This is a genomic window from Marinobacter sp. (genome assembly GCF_041690615.1).
Taxonomy (GTDB): Bacteria; Pseudomonadota; Gammaproteobacteria; order Pseudomonadales; family Oleiphilaceae; genus Marinobacter.
Genome location: NZ_JAWLGY010000004.1, coordinates 81,795 through 105,051 on the forward strand (window position 1 = coordinate 81,795; position 23,257 = coordinate 105,051).

Consider the following 23,257-nt stretch of genomic DNA (forward strand, 5'->3'; position numbering starts at 1 on the left):
CAGACGATTACCCGCCGACCACCGACGCCAGCTTGCGCCCCCACCAGGTGTCGGGGTCGGAACGCCAGGCAGCATGGTGCAGCCAGGCCAGGGTGTCACTGTCGCGGCACAGGTGGCTGAGCTCAGAGCGGCTGAGCACCCCAGGCCCTTCCGCCAGACAACGTTTCGCCACCCCACGGAGAGTCTCCTGCCGCAGTCGGCCCGGGTGGCTGCGGGCAAGGCTGCAATGCATGGCATTCACCTCCGGCAAGAGCACCGCCTCTTCAAACCGCGTTAGCTGGCCAAGCCGTGGCAAAAGGGCCTGCTCGTCGGCGGTGTCGGTCAAGACCGACGGAGGGCTGGTTTCCTCCGGAGTTCGCAAGATGCCCAGCCTCCGAAGCCCCAGCCCGGCCCAGACCCGGCTCAGCCAGACTGCGGTGGGCGCGGCCAGTATCAATGGAACGGCCACCGGCAGTGACCAGATAAAGAACAATGGATCCAGGTACCAGGCGAACGCGGACCAGCCCAGACCAGTCACCATACCCGGTGCCTGGGTGATGAGGGCATCCCGCCAGCGGGTCTCCTCGGTCCGGTTCTGCCCTGCCCAGCTCAGGGAGAGGTTCAGGAGCGCGCCCAGAACATAGGCAGAATGGGACAGCATCTTGATCGGTGCCAGCATAACCGAGATCAGCGTTTCCAGGATGACGCTCAACAGACTCCGCACAGTGCCGCCAAAATCCGTTAGCCGCCGGTGCACCAGCGCATCCAGCCAGGCAAGGAGCTTGGGTGCGAACAGCATGGCCACGGTGGTCAGTGCCAGGGTGATCGCCAGACCAGGGCGCCATTCCGGCCACAGGGGATAGAGCCCGGAGTGGTCTTCCGGAAAATAGTCAATGGGGAACAACGCCAGTTGCGCCGCCTCAACGGTTGTGAACACAAGGAACAACAACCACAGGGGAGAGGCAATATAGCCCATGATGCCGTTGAAAAACGCCATCCGGTGGGCAAACCGAAGCCCCGGCACGGTGAGCATGACCCACAGGTGCTGCAGATTGCCCTTGGCCCAGCGCCGGTCCCGGGAGAGTTCATCGGCAAGGCTGGGAGGCGACTCCTCATAGCTCACTGCCAGTGACGGCTCAAGCCAGACCTCGTAGCCTGCACGTCCCATCCATGCAGCTTCCACGAAGTCGTGACTGAGAATCGGCCCGCGAAACAGTCCGGCTCCGGGTAGCTTGCGCAGTCCGCAATGTTCCATGAACGCTTCGGTACGAATGATGGCGTTATGCCCCCAGAAGGCGGCGTCGCCCATCTGCACAGCCGCCAGCCCGGTGGCAAACAGGGGGGAGTAAAGGCGATTGGCGAACTGCTGGATACGGGCGAACAGCGAACAGCCTCTCACCACGCCCGGGTTGGTCTGAAGGATACCTACCCGCGGTTCCAGCTCCATCAGCCGGACCATGCGCACCAGGGTGTCACCGCCCATCAGGCTGTCTGCATCCAGCACGATGGTGTAACGACTGCGTCGGCCCCAGCGCCGGAAGAAATCAGCCACGTTGCCGCTTTTATAGTTCAGGTTCACTGTCCGGCGACGGTAGAACAGCCTGCCACTGGCGCCCAGTTCGTCGCACAGACTTTGCCAGGCCGCCTGCTCTTCAAGCCAGACCTCCGGATCGCGGCTGTCCGACAGGATATGGAACTCGAAGTGTTCCAGGTGACCGGTACGTTCCAGATCCCGGTAGATCGCCCGCAGGCCTCGCAGGGTGCGTTGCACCGGCTCATGGTAGATGGGCATCACAATAGCAGTGGACGCCAGCGGTGTGGCAGCCATTTCCGCCGGCGGGTGCCGCCGGGCCAGGGACCAGCGGTCGCCCCCTGTCAGTCGAACCATGAAACCCCAGACCGCCGTCCAGAAACCTACGGCGATCCAGGCGTACAGGATGGCGAAGAGAGACGCGAGCACAACCTCGACCCAGGTTCCGCCGTGGTAGGGCAGCACCCGCAGCATGAATACGGTGGCAATGAAGGTCTGCCCCAACACCAGTATGGCAAGCAGGATGCGGCGGGTGTTGGCCATCCAGCGCCAGCGTACTCCCGGCCTGACACTCACGGACCCGGCCTTGACGGCCGAAGGCTCACAGGGCTGGCCCATATCCGATACTCCCTCGCTGAATGGGCGGCCGCTGGAGGGGGACCTTCAGTTCGGGCAAATCAAAGTAGTCAGGCAGACGGTCAAACACCCGTGCAAGAATCCCGACGGGCAGAGGCTGGTCCTGGCAGTCCGGCGGCAGCTCTTGCCTCGTCTGTTCTTCCAGCACCTCAGCCAGGCAGGTGTCGATCAAGGCCAGGGCCCTCCGGCAGACTGCCGGAGAAGATGGAACCCCATAGTTCTGCAGGTAAAGAATAACCCGGTCGAGGGCATGCTGGCAGATAGCCTTCTCCATGATAGGTCTCCTGACGGGCATCGACGCCGGGTCGTTTAGTTTGCACGGATATCCAGCCCCGGCGGCAGTTCGTAGGTCCAGGTTTCTGTCAGCGGCTCCCCCTCCAGGGAAAGAAACCCCCGCAGGGCCATGGTCTCGCCCCCGGAAGGACGTGCGAGAATCGACAGGCGCCATTGCTGCTGAGGCTCGGAATACTCGACAAAATGCTCCAGCACTTCGGTATCTTCATTGGCGCTGACCTGACTGACCACATCAGCCCCGGAATCCACGTCATCCAGGGGGCCGCCCTCAAAATCCACCAGCACCCGGTAGGCCCCCTCCCGGTCCCCACCACCAATTCGATTGCCATCACCGAGAAAAGTGTTCACAGCATAGCCAAAGGGATGGCCACTGAGCCCGGCCGGGCCGAACTTCAGCTTATAGTCCAGGTCAACGGAGCTGCCCGCCTCTGGCGACTCCTCGGGCGACCAGAAGGCCACGATATTGTCATTGACCTCGGAGCGGGTGGGGATCTCCACCAGCACCACGTTGCCCGCCCCCCAGTCACCACGGGGCTCCACCCAGGCACTGGGACGGCGTTCGTAGCGAGCCTCAAGGTCCTGGAAATCGCGGAAATCCCGGTCCCGCTGTATCAACCCGAAGCCACGGGGGTTGTTGGCTCGCAGGTAGCTGATCTTCAGGGAGGCCGGGTTAATCAGCGGACGCCACAGCCATTCACCGCTATCGCCATCGGTAACCAGCAGTCCATCGGAGTCATGGATCTGGGGCCGCCATTCACCGGTCGGGCGCAGGGTGTTCTCACCGTAGTAGAACATGCTGGTGAGGGGGGCATAGCCCGGAAGGTCCACTTGCTCGCGGAAGAACAGACGGGCACGAACCTCCATCTCAAGCACATCACCGGGGGAAACCGTAAACTCATAGGCGCCGGTCAGGCTGGGTCCGTCGAGCAGCCCGTAAACCACTACTTCCTCATCCCCGGCTGCGGGTTCCTGCAGCCAGAACTCAATAAACGATGGAAATTCCTCGCCCCCGGGCTTACCGGTATCGATGGCGATCCCGCGGGCCGAGAGGCCAAAGCCGTCATCACGCCCCACGCCCCGGAAATAACTGCCGCCTGCGAAGGCCAGAAACTGGTTATTGATATCCGGCCCCTGGAGTGGATAAGTCAGGCGGAACCCGGCGAAGCCCAGGTCCGCCGGTATACGTTTGGCAAACTCCTCGCTCGGATAGGTGAACAGGTCCCGCGCGAACTGGACAGGTTCCACCTCACCGTTCCGGATCTCGTTGAGGGCTACCGGGTGGGTGAAGTACTTGCCGGCCGGCGTCAGCATTACCTGGAACCGGGAATCAGATTCACGCCAGAGGTTCTGGTCATCACGGAAACGGATTTCCTGGTAGCGGGAATATTCAATTTCCTTCAGGAAGTCGGGGATCTGGGGCGGAGCCTGCCAGGCTTCAGCTGCAAGCTGACGGGCTTTCCCGGCAACGTCATCAAAACCGAAGGCGTCAGCATCGGTGGCATGGGCCGAGGTGGCAGCAAGGACGGACGAAACAATCACTCCGGCAAAAAGACGCAGCATAGACAAGATCCCTGAAATACAAATCCCTTGGATGGCCTGCAGGCCCGTTCCTAGATTTGTAGTCCCCGTGGGCCCTTGCGGCAAGTGACGACTTTGTAAGCCACCTTTGTTTCGCAGCGGCTTGTCACGTCAGCGAGTGGCTCAGGGAGGGCTCAGAGTGTCCAGGTGATATCCAGCGAGATATCAGGCACATCGGTTGATGCCAGCCCGGGACCGACCACCTCCAGCAGGGTGCCGGCCCTCAGGCCGCCGGACAGGTGATCACTGCTCACCTGCCATAGCACTTCGCCTACCGTGGCGCGGCTGGTGAGCTCTTCCCCGGGAGCTTCGGTCCACCCTCTGAGCAGGGAAAAGTGCAAGCTGGTACGAACCTTCGTCGGCAGCCAGAGAAGCTGACTCGGGGTGGAACTGTCCAGCCGCACCCAGCCGCCCTGGCTACCCCGGAGTACCTGACCGCCGAAGCCATGCATCATTCCCGGGCCAACTTCCAGATAACGCCAGCCGGGCAGCTCGTCTGGCGTGAACTGATAAGCCCCGTGCAGATTCCAGTCCATTTGCAGCCAGTCCCGCTCCAGCCCGGCCGCCAGGTTATATCGCTGAAACGCACCGAGTCGCTCACCACAGGCCTCCTGCTCGGCACCATCCAGCAGGGCTGTACAGCCTTCAACAGAAAGGTTGAGGTCGCCCCGGGCATCAAGCCAGGGCAACTGCCCACCCAGGTGCCCATCCAGACGCAGCAGTGAATAGCTGCGCCGGGCCTCGCCGGTGAGATCGTCGTTTTCGAACCACTGAGTGCTGATATCCCGGGTTATGACCCGTGCGTCCAGGCCCGCCAGGCGGCCCTGATACAGGTTGCGGGAAAAGTCCAGCTCAAGGGTTTGCCGGTTGCCCCCTACCTGGCGAACATCATCGCCGGCAATGACCTCATCCTGGTATTCGTGATGGCGGCCGCTGAACGAGAGCCGATTACGCCCCAGGGGCACCTGCCAGTCAAGGCCGATATCCATGGTGGTATCCGCGGGCTGCTGTGATACGGACCAGTTGCCCTCAACGGTCAGGTCGCTGCCCAGCCAGGGCACCCGGCTTTCTTCGAAACCCACTCTCACACGGTCGGTCTGGTCGGCTGAATGGTCTTCACCTCGCAGGAAAAAGCGCTGCCCCGCCCAGTTCTCCCGGGCGGGTGCGGAGGAAAGGGGGATGGCCGCCGTTGCCATACCAGGGACCGTGACTCCGTCCCCCTGGGCGATACCAGACCGGGGCCCGGCCAGCTCAGGAGCTGGCCTGCCATGCTGCTCACGAATCCAGTGAAGGCTTTGCTGCAACAGACTGAGTGTACGCGCCGCCTGATTCCCGCTGCCTGTACCGGCCCAGGTGCCGGTTGCAGGTGCGAGGAGCAGTGTGGCCACGATCAGCGCCCGGAGCCGGCGCTTGCCGTATCTGTATGTCAGGCTCGCCATGAGGTGAATACGGGATGGTTGCAATAAGTGAAGGCATGCTACCTCCCGATTCGTCCCCGGATCCATGGTTTTGGTCGCAATTTTTCGCGTCGTTACAATTTTAATATTTCTTGTTTAACAGGGACTTCTGCAACTGTCTGAAACATCGACGTGAGGTTTGGGACCTGTCCTTTTGCTCGACAGGCAAAAGTTACATTCTGACACACAGCGTCAGGCGGACTTCTGCAACAGCACAACGTCCTTGCGGGGAACGGTCAACGACCATCCGAAATACCGGGCCAGCCAGGCAAAGGTCTCTTCCCGGTAGAAAACAATGTGGGTGGGGTCTCTCCGGTAATGCCAGTTGGCAAAACGGCTGTCGTCTGTCTGGAAGCAGGTCATGATGCCAAGCCAGCCTCCGGGGCGCAGCATCCGGTCGAGCTGGCGGAACACAGCCATGGGATGACGCAGGTGCTCCACCACTTCGGTACACGTCAGGAAATCCCATTGCCTGCCCAGCAGGGCCGCATCCGGATAGAACGCGGGGTCGTACAGGGCGACCCGGTGCCCCGACTCCTCCAACATGGAAGCCAGCGCCGGGCCGGGACCACAACCGAAGTCCAGACCTTGCTGGACCGGTGGCAGGCGCTCCAGCAATGGCCCGGCGAGCTTGTCGAGGAACCTCCGGTAGCCCGGATCGTCCAGCTGGTTGTCGTGCAGGGCATATACTGCACGCTCTTCCGGTTCCGTCAGCCAGCCTGCCGGGTCCATCAGGGTGGCCCCGCAATTGGGACACCGCCGATAATGCCGGTGGCCGACCACCACAAAATCCCTCAGCCCCTCACTATCACAGACACTGCAATGACTTCTGGCTAGCAGCTCGGTGTCATTCATAGGGAACCTCCGGTATCCGGCCCGATCAACTGTCAATCGGGCCGGATACCGTTCAACGTCGCTTGTTGGCCTCAAGCATGGCAGCCATCATCTCGTGCAGCTTGTTGATCGCCTTCAGCGGGCGGACCATAACCTTGAAGTCCCGGATACGACCGTTTTCATCCCACTCGATCATGTCGACACCGTTGATGACGATACCGTCAAGCTCGGTGCGGAACTCCAGAACCGCCGTGTTGCCGTCCACAATTTCCCGCAGGTACTCGAAGTGATCGTTGTTCAGTACGCCGAACGCAGCTGCCAGATAGGCCCTGGTAATGGCTTTTCCTTCCTGGGGGGTGTGCACCACCGGGGAATGGAACACGGCGTTGTCCGCCAGCAAATCATCCAGCCCCTCAGCGTTGCCACTCTGGGCCAGCTCATGCCAGGTCTTGAGGGTATCGATCATGAATATCTACTCCTTGTTGTGGTGAGTCACCGGGTTAGTATGCAGGGTCCGTCGCACCAGCCAGGGTCCGATGGCCTCGAAAAAAACGGTAGAGCCCACCACCACCGCCATCAGCGTGGCACTGAACTCGGGAAAACGTTCACCCGCCAGCAGCGCCATCCCCATGGCCACACCTGCCTGTGGCGTCAGCGCCATACCGACCCCGCGGGGCAGGCCTCCCTGCCGACTGGCAATCGCCCGGGCCCCCAGCCAGCCGCCCAGGTAGCGACCCAGCAACCGCAGCACAATATAGGCGGCGGTGATGCCCAGGGCGGTGCCGAGCATATTCAGGTCAAGGCTGGCGCCGGCCAGTACAAAGAAAAAGACCAGGAAGGGCCATTTCAGGTAATCAATTTCGTTGAAGGAACGCGTATGGTGATAAGCCAGATTTGCCACTATGGCACCCGCAATCATCGCTGCCAGCAGCTCCGAAACGTTCAGTAACGCGGCCCCGCCGGCCAGCAACAGGATCAGCGCCAGCGCTTCCACCAGCGTCGGCTCACCGGCTTCCAGGCGTCCGGTGAGCCAGGCCGCCGGTATCCCCACTATGACGCCAAGGGCAACCGCGCCCCCGAGTTCCCAAAGCGCCTCAAGCATGGCGTTCATGCCATCGCCGCTGGCATGCCAGCCCAGAAACGCCATGGCCAGCCCGAAAACAATTATGCCCCAGCCATCGTCCACGGCGACAGTGCTGAGCAGCAGCCGGCCGGCCCGGGTATGGCCGGCACGGAGCTCATGGATGGTTTCGCTGACCGCCGCCGGATCCGTCGCGACAGAAATAGCCGCCAGCGCCACTGCCAGGATCAGCGGAAACCCGAGCAGCCAGAGGCCCAGCCCCACCGTCACCCCGCTGGCAAGTACCACCGCCAGCGAAAATATCCCCACCACTGGTCCCAGGGTGCGCAGTCGGTCCCAGGTAAACTCGCCTCCCAGCAAAAACGCCACCATGACCAGGGCCAGCTGGATGAGTGGTTCCGCCAATGTGGTCAAGGGTCCCGCCGGCTGGCCCAGCCCCCATTGCTGTATGGCCGCGACAGCAACGCCGACAAGCACCAGCAGGGAAATACGCGGGACAGCGGTCCGGGCGGCTATGACATCCGCCAGTATGCTGACCGACAGGAGCCCGCCCAGTATTACCAGAACCAGTCCATAGTGGGCGGGGTCCAGCGCCAGTTCCATCCCGTGCCTCAGCCGCCCTGCGCCGGAGCAACCGGGGCGTCACTTTCGGTCTTCCGGTCCCTGGGGGCCCTGGGTGGAACCAGGCTGATCAGCTGCCAGTCGTTCTCCGGTTCCAGTTCCTCCCCCGCCATGACCGGATGGATCTTGTCCTTCTCGTTGATCACGAACAGGACCCTCGCCTCGCCATCGTGACGGGCCAGGAAATCATTGTATGTGAAGCTCTCGCTCAGTTGGGTGGTCTTGACGCTATACCCCCGGCTTACAAGGCTCGCCAGCTTGGGATAGGACAGCCCCCCGAACAGCCCCCGGGTCTGCTGGATTTTCTCGGCCGCCTGGTGACTGGCCTTCTGGTCCTGTTCACCTTCCGAGAGACTGTACACACTGTTGGGGCCGAACCAGTCCAGGAAGTGATAGGTGGCCAGGGAGTTGAGCTGCTTGTAGGGCGATATCACCAACAGCTTGCCCACGCCGGTCAGGTCCAGATGGGTGGAGGCATGCTCCGAAGTGGGATTGCCAAAGTACACCTTGAGACCGTCCATCCGGGCCTGGCGAACATTCTCCCAGTTGGTGTCGGTCAGGGTGACCGGTATCTCGTTCTTCTGCAGGGCCTTGGCGATGGCACGGGCCCCGCTGTTGGCCCCCAGAATAAGGAAGCCGAAGGCCGCGGGCTCCGCCACGCCCAGGGCCCGGGCAATGGGCCGGGCCGTCAGGCTCTGCAGGGTGACGGTGGCGATGATCAGCATGAACACCAGCGGCACCAGGGTGCCGGCATCTTCATACCCCTGGTTCTCCAGCTGAAACGCGAACAGGGCAGAAACCGCTGCTGCCACGATGCCACGGGGAGCAATCCAGCTGAGGAAAGCCTTCTCGCGCCAGTTCAGCGAAGTGCCGATGGCCGACAACAGGATACTGACCGGGCGGGCCACCAACATCAGGATCGCCAGCACCACGACCAGCCCCCAGCCCAGTTCAGCAATGGCGCCAAAGTCCACCCGTGCGGCCAGGATGATAAACAGGGCGGAAATAAGCAGAACGCTGAGGGACTCCTTGAACTCCAGGATGTCGTCGATGGGCACCATCTTCATGTTGGCCATCCAGATACCCATAACCGTCACTGTCAGCAGACCGGATTCGTGGGCGATCTCGTTGGACAGGGCATAGACCCCCAGCATGAAGGTCAGGGTACCGGCGTTGTGCAGATACTGGGGCAGCAGGTGTTTGCGCAGGGCCACGCCGTTGACCCAGCCGGCAACCGCGCCGAACACCAGGCCGACGGCCACGGTCTTGCCGAAGATATACACTGAGTGCCAGAACACATTGCCCTGGCCCCAGGAAATGATGGCCTCAAACACCAGTACCGCCAACAACGCGCCAACGGGGTCGATAATGATGCCTTCCCAGCGCAGGATATTGGCGAGGTTCTGTTTCGGGCGCACCGACCGCAGCAGAGGCGCTATGACCGTTGGCCCGGTCACGATGGAAATGGCACCGAACAGCAATGCCACCTCCCAGGACACATCCAGTATCCAGCGGGCCGCCAGGGTGCCAATCAGCGCCGTCACCACCGACCCGACCGGGATCAGGTTGCGCACCATCTTGCCGTGGCCCCTGATCTCTTCATATTTGAGGGTAAGGCTGCCCTCAAACAGGATCACCGCCACCGCCAGCGAGATCATGGGGAACAGCAGGTCACCGAACAGAGGCTCCGGCTGGAGCCAACCCAGCACCGGCCCGGCGGCAATGCCTCCGGCCAGCAGAAAAAGAATTGCCGGCATTCGTACCCGCCAGGCCAGCCACTGACAGAAAAGTGAGGCAATGCCAATACTGGCCAGAACGAGAACGATGCTTACGCTCATAGACACCCGGTTTCAATGCGGTCGAGGAAAGTCGGATTATGTCAGATCCGCCCGTACCGACGGCAGCCGGTACGCCCACAGGATACGTCAGAGGGGAAAAGCTGTACACGGCAAACCGACTTGCAGGTGCCGGAGCACACTCGGTTTTTCGTGACAGGAAGTGCGGACCGGGCAGTTGGGGGCTGGCGGACACCATCACAAAAAAGGCCGGCAAATGCCGGCCCGATGCGTCACGTCTGCCCTGGCTGACAGGTCAGGGCCCGCGACCTTTCATGGCATTGGCCACCAGTGAGATCACCAGAAGAATCAGGAAAATGAAGAACAGTACCTTTGCAATGCCCGCGGCTGTGCCGGCAATACCACCAAAGCCCAGAACACCTGCAATGATGGCGATGATCAGACAAACGACAGCCCAATAAAGCATCGTTCCCTCCTTAGGGTCGGCTTCCTTCACAAGGTGCCAACGCGATGTGAATTTGGATACTGCCCCTTAACCATTGACCTCAGTCCGGAAAAACTCAAGAAATCAGGCTCTTCCTGACCAACATTTAATAGTAATCATTTCCCTGCTCGCCTGCAGGGCCAGCATGGCGGCAATTCTGAGTCAATCCGGCGACGCGGTCACAGGAAGCACCTGGGTATTCTTGATCTCCCGCAGGGCAAAGTTGGAGTTCACCTGGGCGATACCCTGCAGAGTGAATATTTTTTCATTCAGGAAACGGTCATAGCTGGCCATATCCGGTACCACCACCCGCAGCACGAAATCCGCATTACCGGTCACTGCAAAGCACTGCAGCACCTCGGGATAGCTGCTGACCTCCCGCTCGATCTCAGCCGTGCTGTCGATGGTGTGACGCTGCAGGGACAGGTTCACCAGTACGCACAGACCCTGCCCCATGGATTCCGGGTTCAGGCGGGCGCTATATCCGGTAATCACGCCCCCTTCCTCCAGGGCGCGTACCCGGCGCCAGCAAGCCGCTGGTGACAGGCCAACCTGCTCGGCCAGCTGCTGGTTGCTGATACGTCCGTCCTGTTGCAGCTCGGTGAGGATACGGCGGTCAAGTTTATCCAGATCCACCTGTTTCATTTGGTAACACCTGATTTTTATCAAAGGATATTTCTCATTATTGTCATTGATCAAAGATCCTTGCGCAATCCACCATCGCCACTGCCTAAAAAGCAAGCACATTTAACGCCTTCCCCTCTAGAATTTTGTTCATAAAATCAACAAAAGGAGGGCGCCATGTCCGCCGATATCCGTCAGTCCGATATTCCGCAACTGGACGACTACAAACTCGAAGACCGCTACCTGCGGGAATCCGGTCGCGTATTTCTCACCGGCACCCAGGCCCTGGTACGCATTCCCCTGATGCAGGCCGCAATGGACCGCAAGCAGGGCCTGAACACCGCCGGCATGGTCAGCGGGTACCGGGGCTCGCCCCTGGGCGCCTACGACCAGGCCCTGTGGCAGGCGAACGACCTGCTGGAACAGAACCGGATCGATTTCGTACCCGCCATCAACGAAGACCTGGCCGCCACTATCATGCTGGGTACCCAGCAGGTGGAAACCGACGATGACCGCCAGGTGGATGGCGTGTTTGGCCTCTGGTACGGCAAGGGCCCGGGCGTTGACCGGGCCGGTGACGCCCTCAAGCACGGCACCACCTACGGCAGCTCGCCCCATGGCGGTGTGCTGGTGGTGGCCGGCGATGACCACGGTTGCGTGTCCTCCTCGATGCCGCACCAGTCGGACGTGGCGTTCATGAGCTTCTTCATGCCCACCATCAACCCGGCCAACATTGCCGAATATCTGGAGTTCGGCCTCTGGGGCTATGCCCTGTCCCGCTATAGCGGATGCTGGGTGGGGTTCAAGGCCATCTCCGAAACCGTGGAAAGCGCCGCCTCGGTGGAACTGCCACCCATGCCCGAGTACGTCACCCCGGATGACTTCACACCACCGGCGGACGGCCTGCACTACCGCTGGCCGGACCTGCCCGGGCCGCAGCTGGAAACCCGTATCGAGCATAAACTGGCTGCGGTACAGGCCTTTGCCCGGGCCAACCCCATCGATCGCTGTCTCTATAACAACCGGGAAGCCCGCTTCGGCATCGTTACCACTGGCAAGGGCCACCTGGACCTGCTGGAGGCCCTCGACCTGCTGGGCATCGACGAAGACAAGGCCTATGACATGGGCCTGGATATCTACAAGATCGGCATGGTCTGGCCCCTTGAGCGCAGGGGCGTGCTGGACTTCGTCCACGGTAAGCAGGAAGTACTGGTCATCGAGGAAAAACGCGGCATCATCGAAAGCCAGATCAAGGAATACATGTCCGAGCCGGACCGCCCCGGCGAGGTGCTGATCACCGGCAAGCAGGACGAACTGGGCCGGCCGCTGATTCCCTACGTGGGGGAACTGAGCCCGAAACTCGTAGCCGGCTTCCTGGCTGCCCGTCTGGGCCGGTTCTTCAGTGTTGATTTCAGCGAGAAACTGGCGCAAATCAACACCATGACCACCGCCCAGGACCCGGGTGGCGTCAAGCGATTGCCCTATTTCTGCTCCGGCTGCCCCCACAACACCTCCACCAAAGTGCCGGAAGGCAGCAAGGCCCTGGCCGGTATCGGCTGCCACTTTATGGCCTCCTGGATGGGTCGCAACACCGAATCCCTCATCCAGATGGGGGGTGAGGGCGTCAACTGGATCGGCAAGAGTCGTTACACCGGCAACCCCCACGTGTTCCAGAATCTGGGGGAAGGCACCTACTTCCACTCCGGCTCCATGGCCATTCGCCAGGCAGTGGCCGCCGGCATCAATATCACCTACAAGATCCTGTTCAACGACGCCGTGGCAATGACCGGCGGCCAGCCGGTGGACGGTCAGATCACCGTGGATGCCATTGCCCAGCAGGTCACTGCCGAGGGCGCCAGACGCGTTGTTGTACTCAGCGACGAGCCCGAAAAATACAACGACCACAAGGACCGTTTCCCGAAGGACGTCACCTTCCACGACCGTAGTGAACTGGACCAGGTACAACGGGAATTACGGGAAATCCCCGGCTGTACCGTACTGATCTACGACCAGACCTGCGCCGCCGAGAAGCGCCGTCGCCGCAAGCGCAAGCAGTTCCCGGACCCGGCAAAGCGGGCATTCATCAACCACCACGTGTGTGAAGGCTGCGGTGACTGTTCCGTGCAGTCCAACTGCCTCTCCGTCGTCCCCCGCCAGACCGAGCTGGGTCGCAAGCGCAAGATCGACCAGTCCTCCTGCAACAAGGACTACTCCTGTGTGAACGGTTTCTGCCCCAGCTTTGTCACCATCGAGGGTGGCCAGCTACGCAAGAGCCGCGGCATGGACACCGGCTCGGTGCTGACCCGCAAGCTGGCCGATATCCCGGCGCCAGAGCTGCCCGCCATGAACGGCTCCTATGACCTTCTGGTGGGCGGTGTCGGCGGCACCGGCGTGGTTACCGTGGGCCAGCTCATCACGATGGCCGCCCACCTGGAATCAAAGGGCGCCTCGGTGCTGGACTTCATGGGCTTCGCTCAGAAAGGCGGCACGGTACTGAGCTATGTACGCATGGCGCCGTCCCCGGACCGGCTGCACCAGGTGCGCATCAGCAACGGCCAGGCCGACGCGGTGATCGCCTGCGATCTGGTGGTGGCCAGCTCCCAGAAGGCACTGACGGTGCTGAGACCGAACCATACCCGCATTGTCGCCAACGAGGCGGAACTGCCCACCGCCGACTACGTGCTCTACCGGGACGCGGACATGCAGGCAGACAAGCGCCTGGATATCCTGCGTAACGCGGTGGGCGACGACCACTTCGCCCGCCTGGATGCCAACGGCATTGCTGACAAACTGATGGGCGACACCGTATTTTCCAACGTCATGATGCTGGGCTTTGCCTGGCAGAATGGGCTCCTGCCCCTGTCCGAAGCAGCCCTGATGAAAGCCATCGAACTCAACGGCGTGGCCATTGACCGCAACAAGGAAGCCTTTGCCTGGGGTCGCCTGGCAGCAGTCAACCCTCAGGCGATCACCGACCTGCTGACAGAGAGCCAGCCGCAAGCGGTGGAAGTGAAAGCGGAACCCACCCTCGACCAGCTGATCGACACCCGCTACAACCACCTGGTGGCCTATCAGAACCGCCGCTGGGCCGATCAGTACCGGACGGCGCTTGCAGGGGTCCGCAAGGCCGAGGAAGCCCTTGGCCAAAACAATGGCCTGCTCACCCGGGCGGTGGCCCAGCAGCTCTATCGCTTCATGGCCTACAAGGACGAATACGAAGTGGCCCGGCTGTTTGCCGAAACCGATTTCATGAAAGAAGTGAATGACACCTTCGAAGGCGACTTCCAGGTCCACTTCCACCTGGCTCCTCCCATCATGAACCGGGGCACCGACGCCCAGGGCCGCCCGAGGAAACGCAAGTTCGGCCCCTGGATGTTCCGCGCCTTCAAGGTGCTGGCCAAACTCCGCAGTCTGCGCGGCACCCCCATCGACCCGTTCCGCTACTCCGCGGACCGGAAGCTGGACCGGGCTCTGCTGAAGGAATACCAGGCACTCGTTAGCCGCATTCAGAAAGAGCTCAACGCGAACAACTACGACACCTTCCTGCAACTGGCGGAACTGCCCGCCCACGTGCGTGGCTACGGCCCGGTGCGTGAACAGGCCGCCGAGGCGATCCGGGAGAAACAGGAACAGCTCTACAAGGCCCTGGACACTGGCCGCCCCACCCTGATCCGCACCCAGCAGGCCGCAGAGAAGGAGGCAGGCCATGTTTGAGACCCTCAAGCCCCTGCCCCAGGACCCGATCCTGCAACTGATGCAGACTTTCCGGGACGACCCGCGCCCGGACAAGGTGGACCTGGGCATCGGCGTCTACAAGGACGACGCTGGCAACACCCCGATCATGGCCGCCGTACAGGAAGCCGAACGGCGCCTGCTGGCCGGTGAAACCACCAAAAGCTACGTTGGGCCTGCCGGCTCCGCGAGCTATAACGACGCCATGGCCCGCCTGATCCTTGGGGCGAATAATACCCTGATCCGGGATGGCCGCACATCGGTTGTCCAGACCCCCGGTGGCTGTGGCGCCCTGCGCATGGCGGCGGAATTCCTGCGCCTGTGCAACCCGGCCACCACCGTCTGGGTCAGCACCCCCACCTGGGCCAACCACCTGCCCCTGCTGGGCGGCGCCGGTCTGACCATCCGCGAATATCCCTACCTGAATCGCGATACGTTACAGGTAGACTTCGCCGCCATGCTGGAAAGCCTGGAAGGGGCAGGGACCGGCGACGTGTTACTGCTCCACGGCTGCTGCCACAACCCCTCCGGCGCCGACCTGGACCTTGAGCAATGGAAGGAGGTTACCAACCTTATCCAACGCAAGGGCCTGCTGCCCTTTGTGGACATGGCCTACCAGGGCCTCGGCGAAGGCCTGGACCAGGACGCTGCCGGACTCCGTCACCTGGCAAGCCAGGTACCGGAAATGCTGGTAGCGGCCTCCTGCTCGAAGAATTTCGGCCTGTACCGGGAACGCACCGGCGCCCTGATGCTGATCTCCGAAACTGCGAGCATAAACCAGGCCGCCACCAGCCAGTTGCTGAGCGTCATACGCTCCCACTACTCGATGCCCCCGGCCCACGGCGCCGCCATCGTGGAAACCATACTGGAAGACGCGAACCTGAACCGGCAATGGCAGGACGAACTGAACAGCATGTGCGAACGCATCCTCCACCTGCGCCAGGCCTTCGCCGAATCCCTGACCCCGGCGGGTGACTTCAGCTTCATCGCCCACCAGCGCGGCATGTTCTCGTTCCTCGGGATAACACCTGAAAAGGTCCGGGCACTACGGGAAGACCACGGCATCTACATGCTGGACTCCAGCCGGGTGAACGTGGCGGGGCTTAACGACAAGGTGCTGCCGCGAGTGGCGGAAGCTATCAGGAGTGTTCTGTAGCACTTTGGGGCAACGATAAGCACTACGGAGATCAACTGCGAAGTTCGCAGCGGCAAGGTGGGATGGTTTTCCGGGACCTTCAAAAACATGGACGTTTTTGAAGAGCCTCCATGGATGGATTCACGGCGTGTCCCGGAAAGCCATGCCGGCTTGACGCCTCCCGCACAATCCAGAAACTCGTGGGCCGAAGCCGGACGGAACCCGCAACTGGCTCTGCGAAGAAATATAACGATCCGACAAAAACAAGTAAGCGGAGAACCCAATGACCCAAAACACCCAACCACACCAGCAGGCCAACAACCTCTGGTCCTCCAGAATGGCCTTCATCCTCGCCGCGGCAGGCTCCGCCGTCGGCCTGGGTAACATCTGGAAATTCCCCTACATCACCGGCGAAAACGGCGGCGGCGCCTTCGTACTCATCTACCTGGCGTGCATCTTCCTCATTGGCGTACCCGTCCTCATCGCCGAAACCATGATCGGCCGCCGTGGCGGCCAGAGCCCCATTGCTACCATGCGCACCCTCACCCAGACCGAGGGCACCGCCAGGGGCTGGCGGGCCATCGGCTGGAACGGCGTTATTGCCTCCTTCCTGGTGCTCTCCTTCTACGCCGTCATCGGCGGCTGGGCCCTGGTCTATATCGGCAAGGCTGCCGCCGGCCTGTTCACCGGCGCTGACGCCGAAGCCATCGGCGGCCAGTTCGGCACCCTGTTATCCAATCCCTGGGAACTGCTACTGTGGCACTCCCTGTTCATGGCCATCGTCGTCTTCATCGTCGGGCGCGGCATCCGTTCCGGCCTGGAAAAAGCCGTCAACATGCTCATGCCGCTGCTGTTCATACTGCTGGTCGTCATGGTCCTCTACGCCATGACTAGTGGCAGTTTCGGCCAGGCCGTCAGCTTCATGTTCGCTCCGGATTTCAGCAAACTCACCACCGCCGGCGTACTGACCGCCCTGGGCCACGCAGCCTTCACTCTCAGTATCGGCATCGGCGTACTCATGGCCTATGGTTCCTACCTGCCGAAGCACGTCAACATCACCCGCACCGCCATCACCATTGGCGTGCTGGATACCAGCGTCGCCCTGCTCGCTGGCCTGGCCATCTTCCCGCTGGTATTCGCCAACGGCCTCGAGCCCGGCGCCGGGCCCGGCCTGATCTTCGTCACCCTGCCACTGGCCTTCGGGCAGATGAGTGGCGGCGCCATCTTCGGCACCGTCTTCTTCGCCTTGCTGCTGGTGGCCGCCATCACCTCCGCCATATCCATGCTGGAACCGGTGGTGGAATGGCTGGAAGAACACAAGGGCATCAGCCGCGCCAGAAGCGCACTGGGCGGTGGCATTGCGATCTGGTTTATAGGAATCGGAACAGTGCTTTCGTTCAACGTCTGGGAAGGTGTCCACCCGCTGGGCTTTATCGCCTTCTTTGAAGGCAAGACCGTCTTTGACCTGCTGGACTTCCTGGTATCGAACCTGATGATGCCCCTGGGCGGGCTGGCCATTGCCCTGTTCGCAGGCTGGGCCATGAAGCGGGAAGGACTGGCCGAGGATATTGGCCTGCAGGGAACCACCTACAAGGCCTTTATGTTCATACTGCGTTTTCTGACCCCGGCCGGTATTGCGATCGTATTCCTTTACAACCTCATCTGACCCGATGAGTGACGCTTGAGGCTACTCCCGGTGGCCTTTTGCCGGCCCCGCCGATTCCAGGTTTGCGGTGGGGCCGGCCTTTTACCATCCTGGGATCCGGTCAGTTACTCGCCATCGGACAGACTAAAGCGACCACCCTGCTCGTTCAGGCTGATCATCCGTGTCTTGCTGATGCGGTGACGGTAGATCTCCCGCAGGTACTTGATCGCTTTCTTGACGTTCTCCCGGCTCAGGCGGATGTCATTGATAGACACAAAGTTATTCTGGTCATGGCACATCTCCCGGTATTTCTTCTCGTACATGGGCTTGATGGCATACCAGTTGGTGTCCAGGATCTTGGCGGGATTTTCAAACTCGTTGAGCATGCTGTCCACCAGTTCCTCGTCCAGCTCCGGTGAGCGGATGAAGTCCAGCATGGCCTCATCCAGGCTGTCGTGGTAGCGAGTCTGGTCGTTGGCAAAGCAGCGCTTGATGTACGCGACAATCAGCGTGAGGAAGTCATCACTCAGACACGGGCTCTTCACCACCAGGGTGGTAAGGGACAGGTTGGCGGAAGCGCCAATCACCAACGCATAACGTTTTAGCGTGGTGTTCGGGAAGAGCGCGTTCAGATGCGTCTTCAGCCTGTTCAGGTCCATGTAGGACAGCTTGTAGTCCTTGGGCAATGAAACGATGGACACGATGGACGAGCAGTTCTTGAAGAAATGCAGGTCCTTCAGGTGTGTCGCATCGTAGCCGGACTCCTTGTACTTCTTCAGGGCGTCCCGATAGCGGGCCGCCTCGATGGGCAGCAGACTCACCCCCTCAATGGCCTCGGTCACCTTGTTGAAATGCGGCAGGTCGATGGACCGGAAGAACAGGTCATCGATATCCAGACGGGAGTCCTCGTTGATGCTGCGGAACTCGGTGGCGTGGGCATCGGTAGGCACCACCGACTCGGCGTAGGCTACCGCAACCGGACCGGCCAGGCTCATGAACAGGTCGTTCGCGTCCAGGCGAATGGTCTCACCAATGTCCACACCGGCACGACGGAAATAGTCCTCATCGTAGTCGGTCGTTACCGCCTGGGCAGTAAGGATGTTGAAAATCTGCTGGGAAATGTACTGGTTGGCGTACTTCTCCATCGCATTCACATCCACGTCCCGGATCTTGCCTTCATCCTGCTGCTCTGCGTAACGCATGATGTCGTTGGAGATGAGCATCATGGCGTTCCACGGCCGGATGCGATGCATCATGTCGGCGTCGCGGGTCTCATCGGCGTCGAAATTGTAGGAGAAGTCCCACTCCTCCGCCAGGTACTTGCACAGCAGGCGGCCAGCGTTGATATGCAGTGCCTCGGACATTTCCACCCGGTTATCCTGGATGTTGGGCAGGATGCATATGCCACTGGTAAAAATGGGCTCAAACACAAACGAGTGGTCGCGGTTCTCCAGCTCCCGGTCCTCCAGTTTCGGATCGAACGTCTTGCGCATGTAGGAATACTGCTGGGCAAGGCCGAACTCCGACGCCATGCCAGAACCGGTACCACCGCCGGCACTGAAGATGTAGAAGTACAACCGGGACTGGTTGGCCTTGATACCGCAGGAATCGATCAGATAGGAGTGGATGAACTTCCAGTCTTCGTTAGAGAAATGATCGGTGTCCTTGTTGAGGATAATACGCGCCAGGTACTGCCCCAGAATCGGCGCGTTACCCGCACCACCGGCATGGACCTCGGACAGGTCCATGATCTTCATCTTGTTGTAGTCTTCCAGGAAGGTACTCTCGTCCGCCCGCCGTGAGAAGCGAATACGACCCTCGATATCCTTGTCCAGGTCACCCAGCATCACCATTGGCTCTATCAGGAAAACGGGTTTGACGCTGTTGGAGGCAGGCAGGTTCAGGCTCTGGCGGATCCAGCGCAGCGGGCCGATCTCTTTTTCCCGGCTGCGGCGCTCTTCATTGTCCAGTTCCTGCAGGTAATAGGAACGGGCACTGTGAACCAGTTCAGCCACATCCAGCGCGATATTGGAGCCGCAACGCCCAAGTCCGATCAAACAGACCGAAGGGAAAAACTGCTGCTTACGCTCTTCTTTCTGGTTGTCCGAGAAGACTCTTGGGAACACCGACTCCCTGAGATGGTCCAGGTTGGACAGAATCTGGTCCAGATCCCGCTCCGTGAAATACATATAGGATTCAGGCGCTTCCTGTTCAGGCGCCCTGGCAGCTGCGGGTTTTCGGGCGGACTTCCCGGCGGTCGATGCTTTCCCTCCGGATCGGCTCCTCGACCTGCTGTTGCTCGCCGTCGCCGCTTTGCGGATGACTCTGGGTTCTGACGCTACGGCGTTGGCTTCCTGGTCGTCGTTCTTTTCAGGGGTATCGATGCTCTGATCTGCATCCGAGGGGCGATGACTGCTCATGACTGTTCGTCCGTCCAGACTTGCAAAGGTTATCCGAAATTTAATGTACAAGATAACAACGGTTCACAGAATAGCCAGAGCAAATATGCGTTTAACCCCCGATAGTTACAATTTTAAACAGTTCGGTCAGCCCGGCCCGGTTTATTCAAGGCGGCTCGTGGCCCTACCGGGGAACTGCACTCGCCGCCCTTCTCGCCTGCAGGGTTTTGACCCAGGGTACCTCGAACAAGGGTGCAAACAGTGATGTTTTCGCCAGTAACCAGCCGGTCAGCACACTCAGTACTACCACGACAAGGGCCGACGACAGGTAGAACCCGATGTACCACATCCCCGCCTCGGGTGAAGGCTGCAACCCCAGCCGGGCGAGCACCGCCAGAAGATAGAACTGAACGATTCGGTGCAGCACGTAAACCTGCAGCGAGTGTCGACCAACAAAGGCCCAGCCGCGACCTGCAACCCCCTGTCTGGTTGCCAGCCACCCCGCCATCATCAGTACCGAGCTGATGCCCCAGACACTGAGCAGAAAGGTGACCGGCCCGACAGCCGCGAACCCGGAGTGATAGACACCCCAGCTGATGACGACAAAACCGGTCAGCATCAGGGGCCAGAAGCGGGTCACCCGCAACAGGGTGCCCTCGATAAATTCGAGACTGAATACGCCCATCACGATAAAGGGAAACAGTAACAATACCCGTTCCGGAAACGGCAGGCTTCGCCAGTTTCCATCAGCCGAAAGCAGGCTGTATATCACCACGCTGACCGCAAGGATGACCCCCAGCGGAACCCGACGAAGCACCATCAGCAGGGTGACCGCGATCAGGAGCGCATAGATGAACCAGAGCGTCTGGGGCGGTTCGATGAATATCCGCACCAGGGGCGCCAGGCTGACCGACTCGCCATTGAGCAACGCCTGGGGAACCGTCGTGGTAAAAAAGACCAGGGCGGACCAGAGCACGAACAGGTAGACGAAATTGGCGAACTTGAAGACAAACCTCTCCCCGGATGGCTGACGAAAGACCCCTCTCAGAAACAGTCCGGCCAGAAAGAAAAACAGCGGCATGCGCAGGAAGATCAGTGCCTCATTGATTGGAACGAGGGGGCCAACCACGTGCCAGAACACCACCAGGCTGATACTGACTCCCTTGGCGATATCGATCCAGTCTGCCCTGCCCTGCCTGCGCGGTAGCGCCGGTAAATCTCCCGGCGAACATCGGCACTGGTCAACCAGACTTGCTGACATGGTCACGCCTCCCCTGTCCTTTTCCATTGATAAGCTCCGTGATCCGCTAACCTTCGCCTGGCGCCTGAAAGGAATCGTTATTCAGCTTTATATGAATAAACAACAATCACTGACGCAATTACCTACATATCTATCAGAACAACACAAGAACATTTAACAGACAATCAAACAAGGCCATAACCGGGCCAGATAACCAGATCGATAATAATTTAAACCGACCAGAAAGCACATACATTAAAATACCATGAAATTTTCCTGTACAACTTGTTTATGTTTCCTGAATTTTTCATTAAAAACAGTTTGTTAAATAATATTAATACCGTTAAATTATGCACCGTAAAGCATGCCCACATGCTGTGCAACGTTGAAATATATGCCTAATTCCGGTGCACCAGATAACACCCCCAACAATTATACCTACATCATATACATGTCTTTTCTTCGGTAAAGTCTTTTAGAATCCGCAAACCACACCTGATCGGATTCCGGGCCGTCGTTATGGCGTATTTAATGCTTGATCGCTGAAGCCTCGCCAGCGATGTGTACCACCCGGTTTCTGACTGGCCATCCAGGGAATTTCACGGAGGGATTTATGGGACGTCACCAGAAGGAGCAAAAGGCTGCTGTACTGCCGCCTTCGTCCGGAACCACAGCATCAATACGCCTTCATCGCTCCAACATTCTCGCCTTCTTCCGGGCCTTCGACAGTCTGCTGGTCATCTGCGTGCTCTGGGGGGTACTGCAGTTCTGGGCCACACCCTGGAGTCACACCTACACGTGGCTAGGGGTGCTCGCGATCATTGCCTTTGTTTTCTTCGCTGAAAGCAATGAGGTCTACCACCTCTGGCAAGGTTTCTCCACACCGGCGCTGGCCCATCGGCTGACGCTGGCCTGGATAGGCACCGCGATGGTCCTGGGTACCTTCGCCGTCGCAATGGAATTGCTGGCCAGCATCAATATACGGGCGGTGGCTCTGTGGCTTACGCTGACACCCATCACTATTATTTCCTGCCATGCCTTACGCCGGCTCTTGCTGGCCCGTTTACGCAAGCAGTCGGCCCAGCGTCGCGTCGGTATTGTCGGCGCAACCTCCCTGAGTCAACGGCTGACAGCCGCTATTCAGAACCTGCCCTGGATGGGCTACCAGATTGCCGGCTACTACGACGACCGCATTCTTACCGACGACCGAAGCCGCCGCCTGGGCGATGACCAGGTCAGGGTCGATGGCAACCTTGAGCAGCTCAAGCAGGCAGCCCGTAATGGTGAAATCGACATGGTATTCATTACTCTGCCGATGGCGGCCGAGCGCCGGGTCCGGGAACTGGTCCAGGATCTGGCAGACACAACCGTTTCCGCCTACCTGATTCCGGATGTGTTCAGCTTCGACCTGTTGCACTCACGCCTTACCGGCATTCAGGGGATTCCGGCGGTAAGTATCTATGACTCTCCGCTGGCGGACCAGGCCTGGACCAAGCGGGCTTTCGACCTGTTGGCCAGCCTTGCCATACTCGCCATCGTTGCCATCCCCATGATTGCCATCGCAATCGGTGTGAAAATGGATTCCAGGGGTCCGGTGTTTTTCAAACAAACCCGTTACGGTGTCCGCGGCGAGAAGATCAAGGTGTGGAAATTCCGCTCGATGAAAGTCTGCGAAGACGGTGAAAAAGTACCGCAGGCGACCCGGGATGACCCCCGGATCACCCCCTTCGGTGCCATGCTCCGCCGTACCTCACTGGACGAGCTGCCACAGCTGTTCAACGTACTGGGTGGCAACATGTCACTCATCGGCCCCAGGCCCCACGCCGTGGCTCACAACGAGTTCTACCGCAACCATATCCAGGGCTATATGCTTCGCCACAAGGTAAAACCGGGAATCACCGGGCTGGCGCAGGTAAATGGCTTCAGGGGAGAGACGGAAACCATGGACAAGATGGTGGGGCGCATCGCCTACGACCTGGAATACATTCGCAACTGGTCACTGTGGCTGGACATCAAGATTCTCTGGTGGACCGCTTTCCGCGGGTTTGTCGGGCAACAAGCCTATTGATCTTCCACACCTGACAATTACCCACCATGGCACTGTACGTATTGACGACACAGCGCGGCTGAGCACTGCTGGGCGTAAAACTTCATGAGTCCGCCCTACCCATCCCATCGACCTGCCCGGAAG

16 protein-coding genes are annotated in these 23,257 nt (G+C 60.2%); 4 read left to right on the forward strand and 12 right to left on the reverse strand.

What is annotated here, in order from left to right:
- Positions 1-7 precede the first annotated feature (7 nt).
- The 10 genes from mdoH to ACESMZ_RS04420 all read right to left on the reverse strand — a co-directional run bounded on the left by mdoH (position 8) and on the right by ACESMZ_RS04420 (position 10,936).
- Complete coding sequence (gene mdoH, locus ACESMZ_RS04375; RefSeq protein ID WP_372972253.1) at positions 8-2,128, reverse strand: glucans biosynthesis glucosyltransferase MdoH; 2,121 nt, start codon at positions 2,126-2,128, stop codon at positions 8-10.
- Positions 2,112-2,420 carry a hypothetical protein gene (locus tag ACESMZ_RS04380; protein ID WP_372957353.1) on the reverse strand — a complete coding sequence of 103 codons (309 nt, stop codon included), beginning with the start codon at positions 2,418-2,420 and terminating at the stop codon, positions 2,112-2,114. Before ACESMZ_RS04380 ends, mdoH begins: the two co-directional genes overlap by 17 nt.
- A 35-nt stretch (positions 2,421-2,455) precedes the next feature.
- On the reverse strand, positions 2,456-4,000 hold the full coding sequence (locus tag ACESMZ_RS04385) for a glucan biosynthesis protein (protein ID WP_372957352.1): 1,545 nt from the start codon (positions 3,998-4,000) through the stop codon (positions 2,456-2,458).
- A 152-nt stretch (positions 4,001-4,152) separates the two neighbouring features.
- Positions 4,153-5,457, reverse strand: a complete 1,305-nt coding sequence (locus tag ACESMZ_RS04390; protein WP_372957351.1) for a ShlB/FhaC/HecB family hemolysin secretion/activation protein — start codon at positions 5,455-5,457, stop codon at positions 4,153-4,155.
- A gap of 210 nt (positions 5,458-5,667) precedes the next feature.
- On the reverse strand, positions 5,668-6,330 hold the full coding sequence (locus ACESMZ_RS04395; protein WP_372957350.1) for a class I SAM-dependent methyltransferase: 663 nt from the start codon (positions 6,328-6,330) through the stop codon (positions 5,668-5,670).
- Positions 6,331-6,382: 52 nt separating this feature from the next.
- On the reverse strand, positions 6,383-6,775 hold the full coding sequence (locus ACESMZ_RS04400) for a nuclear transport factor 2 family protein (RefSeq protein ID WP_372957349.1): 393 nt from the start codon (positions 6,773-6,775) through the stop codon (positions 6,383-6,385).
- Between the two features lie 6 nt (positions 6,776-6,781).
- Positions 6,782-7,993: a cation:proton antiporter gene (locus ACESMZ_RS04405; RefSeq protein WP_372957348.1), complete on the reverse strand. Its 1,212-nt coding sequence runs from the start codon at positions 7,991-7,993 to the stop codon at positions 6,782-6,784.
- Positions 7,994-8,001: 8 nt separating this feature from the next.
- The gene (locus ACESMZ_RS04410) at positions 8,002-9,849 is read right to left on the reverse strand and encodes a cation:proton antiporter (protein WP_372957347.1); all 1,848 of its coding nucleotides are present in this window, start codon (positions 9,847-9,849) and stop codon (positions 8,002-8,004) included.
- A gap of 253 nt (positions 9,850-10,102) precedes the next feature.
- On the reverse strand, positions 10,103-10,273 hold the full coding sequence (locus ACESMZ_RS04415) for a DUF1328 domain-containing protein (RefSeq protein ID WP_372957346.1): 171 nt from the start codon (positions 10,271-10,273) through the stop codon (positions 10,103-10,105).
- A gap of 180 nt (positions 10,274-10,453) precedes the next feature.
- Positions 10,454-10,936: an Lrp/AsnC family transcriptional regulator gene (locus ACESMZ_RS04420; RefSeq protein ID WP_372972254.1), complete on the reverse strand. Its 483-nt coding sequence runs from the start codon at positions 10,934-10,936 to the stop codon at positions 10,454-10,456.
- Positions 10,937-11,092: 156 nt separating this feature from the next.
- Here ACESMZ_RS04420 and ACESMZ_RS04425 point away from each other — a divergent pair, with 156 nt between their 5' ends.
- From ACESMZ_RS04425 to ACESMZ_RS04435, 3 genes are all read left to right on the forward strand, one after another.
- The gene (locus ACESMZ_RS04425) at positions 11,093-14,629 is read left to right on the forward strand and encodes an indolepyruvate ferredoxin oxidoreductase family protein (RefSeq protein WP_372957344.1); all 3,537 of its coding nucleotides are present in this window, start codon (positions 11,093-11,095) and stop codon (positions 14,627-14,629) included.
- On the forward strand, positions 14,622-15,803 hold the full coding sequence (locus tag ACESMZ_RS04430; RefSeq protein WP_372957343.1) for an aromatic amino acid transaminase: 1,182 nt from the start codon (positions 14,622-14,624) through the stop codon (positions 15,801-15,803). Before ACESMZ_RS04425 ends, ACESMZ_RS04430 begins: the two co-directional genes overlap by 8 nt.
- Positions 15,804-16,065: 262 nt before the next feature.
- Positions 16,066-17,448, forward strand: coding sequence for a sodium-dependent transporter (locus ACESMZ_RS04435; protein WP_372972255.1), 1,383 nt, complete (start codon positions 16,066-16,068; stop codon positions 17,446-17,448).
- 104 nt (positions 17,449-17,552) lie between these two features.
- Here ACESMZ_RS04435 and ACESMZ_RS04440 read toward each other — a convergent pair whose 3' ends face one another.
- Together ACESMZ_RS04440 and ACESMZ_RS04445 are read right to left on the reverse strand one after the other, a co-directional pair.
- Positions 17,553-19,616, reverse strand: coding sequence for a hypothetical protein (locus tag ACESMZ_RS04440; RefSeq protein WP_372972311.1), 2,064 nt, complete (start codon positions 19,614-19,616; stop codon positions 17,553-17,555).
- A 394-nt stretch (positions 19,617-20,010) separates the two neighbouring features.
- Entirely contained in the window at positions 20,011-21,087 is a 1,077-nt protein-coding gene (locus tag ACESMZ_RS04445; RefSeq protein ID WP_372972256.1) for an acyltransferase family protein, read from the reverse strand.
- A 592-nt stretch (positions 21,088-21,679) separates the two neighbouring features.
- Here ACESMZ_RS04445 and ACESMZ_RS04450 point away from each other — a divergent pair.
- Positions 21,680-23,134, forward strand: a complete 1,455-nt coding sequence (locus ACESMZ_RS04450; protein ID WP_372972257.1) for an undecaprenyl-phosphate glucose phosphotransferase — start codon at positions 21,680-21,682, stop codon at positions 23,132-23,134.
- Positions 23,135-23,257: the final 123 nt, after the last annotated feature.

Excerpts from the sequence above, each read along its gene's own strand:
- ACESMZ_RS04415 (WP_372957346.1), bottom strand. The coding sequence starts at position 10,273 with ATGCTTTATTGGGCTGTCGTTTGTCTGATCATCGCCATCATTGCAGGT.
- ACESMZ_RS04405 (WP_372957348.1), bottom strand. The coding sequence starts at position 7,993 with ATGGAACTGGCGCTGGACCCCGCCCACTATGGACTGGTTCTGGTAATA.
- ACESMZ_RS04425 (WP_372957344.1), top strand. The coding sequence starts at position 11,093 with ATGTCCGCCGATATCCGTCAGTCCGATATTCCGCAACTGGACGACTAC.
- ACESMZ_RS04390 (WP_372957351.1), bottom strand. The coding sequence starts at position 5,457 with ATGGCGAGCCTGACATACAGATACGGCAAGCGCCGGCTCCGGGCGCTG.
- ACESMZ_RS04430 (WP_372957343.1), top strand. The coding sequence starts at position 14,622 with ATGTTTGAGACCCTCAAGCCCCTGCCCCAGGACCCGATCCTGCAACTG.
- ACESMZ_RS04450 (WP_372972257.1), top strand. The coding sequence starts at position 21,680 with ATGGGACGTCACCAGAAGGAGCAAAAGGCTGCTGTACTGCCGCCTTCG.
- mdoH (WP_372972253.1), bottom strand. The coding sequence starts at position 2,128 with ATGGGCCAGCCCTGTGAGCCTTCGGCCGTCAAGGCCGGGTCCGTGAGT.
- ACESMZ_RS04435 (WP_372972255.1), top strand. The coding sequence starts at position 16,066 with ATGACCCAAAACACCCAACCACACCAGCAGGCCAACAACCTCTGGTCC.
- ACESMZ_RS04420 (WP_372972254.1), bottom strand. The coding sequence starts at position 10,936 with ATGAAACAGGTGGATCTGGATAAACTTGACCGCCGTATCCTCACCGAG.
- ACESMZ_RS04385 (WP_372957352.1), bottom strand. The coding sequence starts at position 4,000 with ATGCTGCGTCTTTTTGCCGGAGTGATTGTTTCGTCCGTCCTTGCTGCC.
- ACESMZ_RS04445 (WP_372972256.1), bottom strand. The coding sequence starts at position 21,087 with ATGTCAGCAAGTCTGGTTGACCAGTGCCGATGTTCGCCGGGAGATTTA.
- ACESMZ_RS04440 (WP_372972311.1), bottom strand. The coding sequence starts at position 19,616 with ATGTATTTCACGGAGCGGGATCTGGACCAGATTCTGTCCAACCTGGAC.
- ACESMZ_RS04395 (WP_372957350.1), bottom strand. The coding sequence starts at position 6,330 with ATGAATGACACCGAGCTGCTAGCCAGAAGTCATTGCAGTGTCTGTGAT.
- ACESMZ_RS04400 (WP_372957349.1), bottom strand. The coding sequence starts at position 6,775 with ATGATCGATACCCTCAAGACCTGGCATGAGCTGGCCCAGAGTGGCAAC.
- ACESMZ_RS04380 (WP_372957353.1), bottom strand. The coding sequence starts at position 2,420 with ATGGAGAAGGCTATCTGCCAGCATGCCCTCGACCGGGTTATTCTTTAC.
- ACESMZ_RS04410 (WP_372957347.1), bottom strand. The coding sequence starts at position 9,849 with ATGAGCGTAAGCATCGTTCTCGTTCTGGCCAGTATTGGCATTGCCTCA.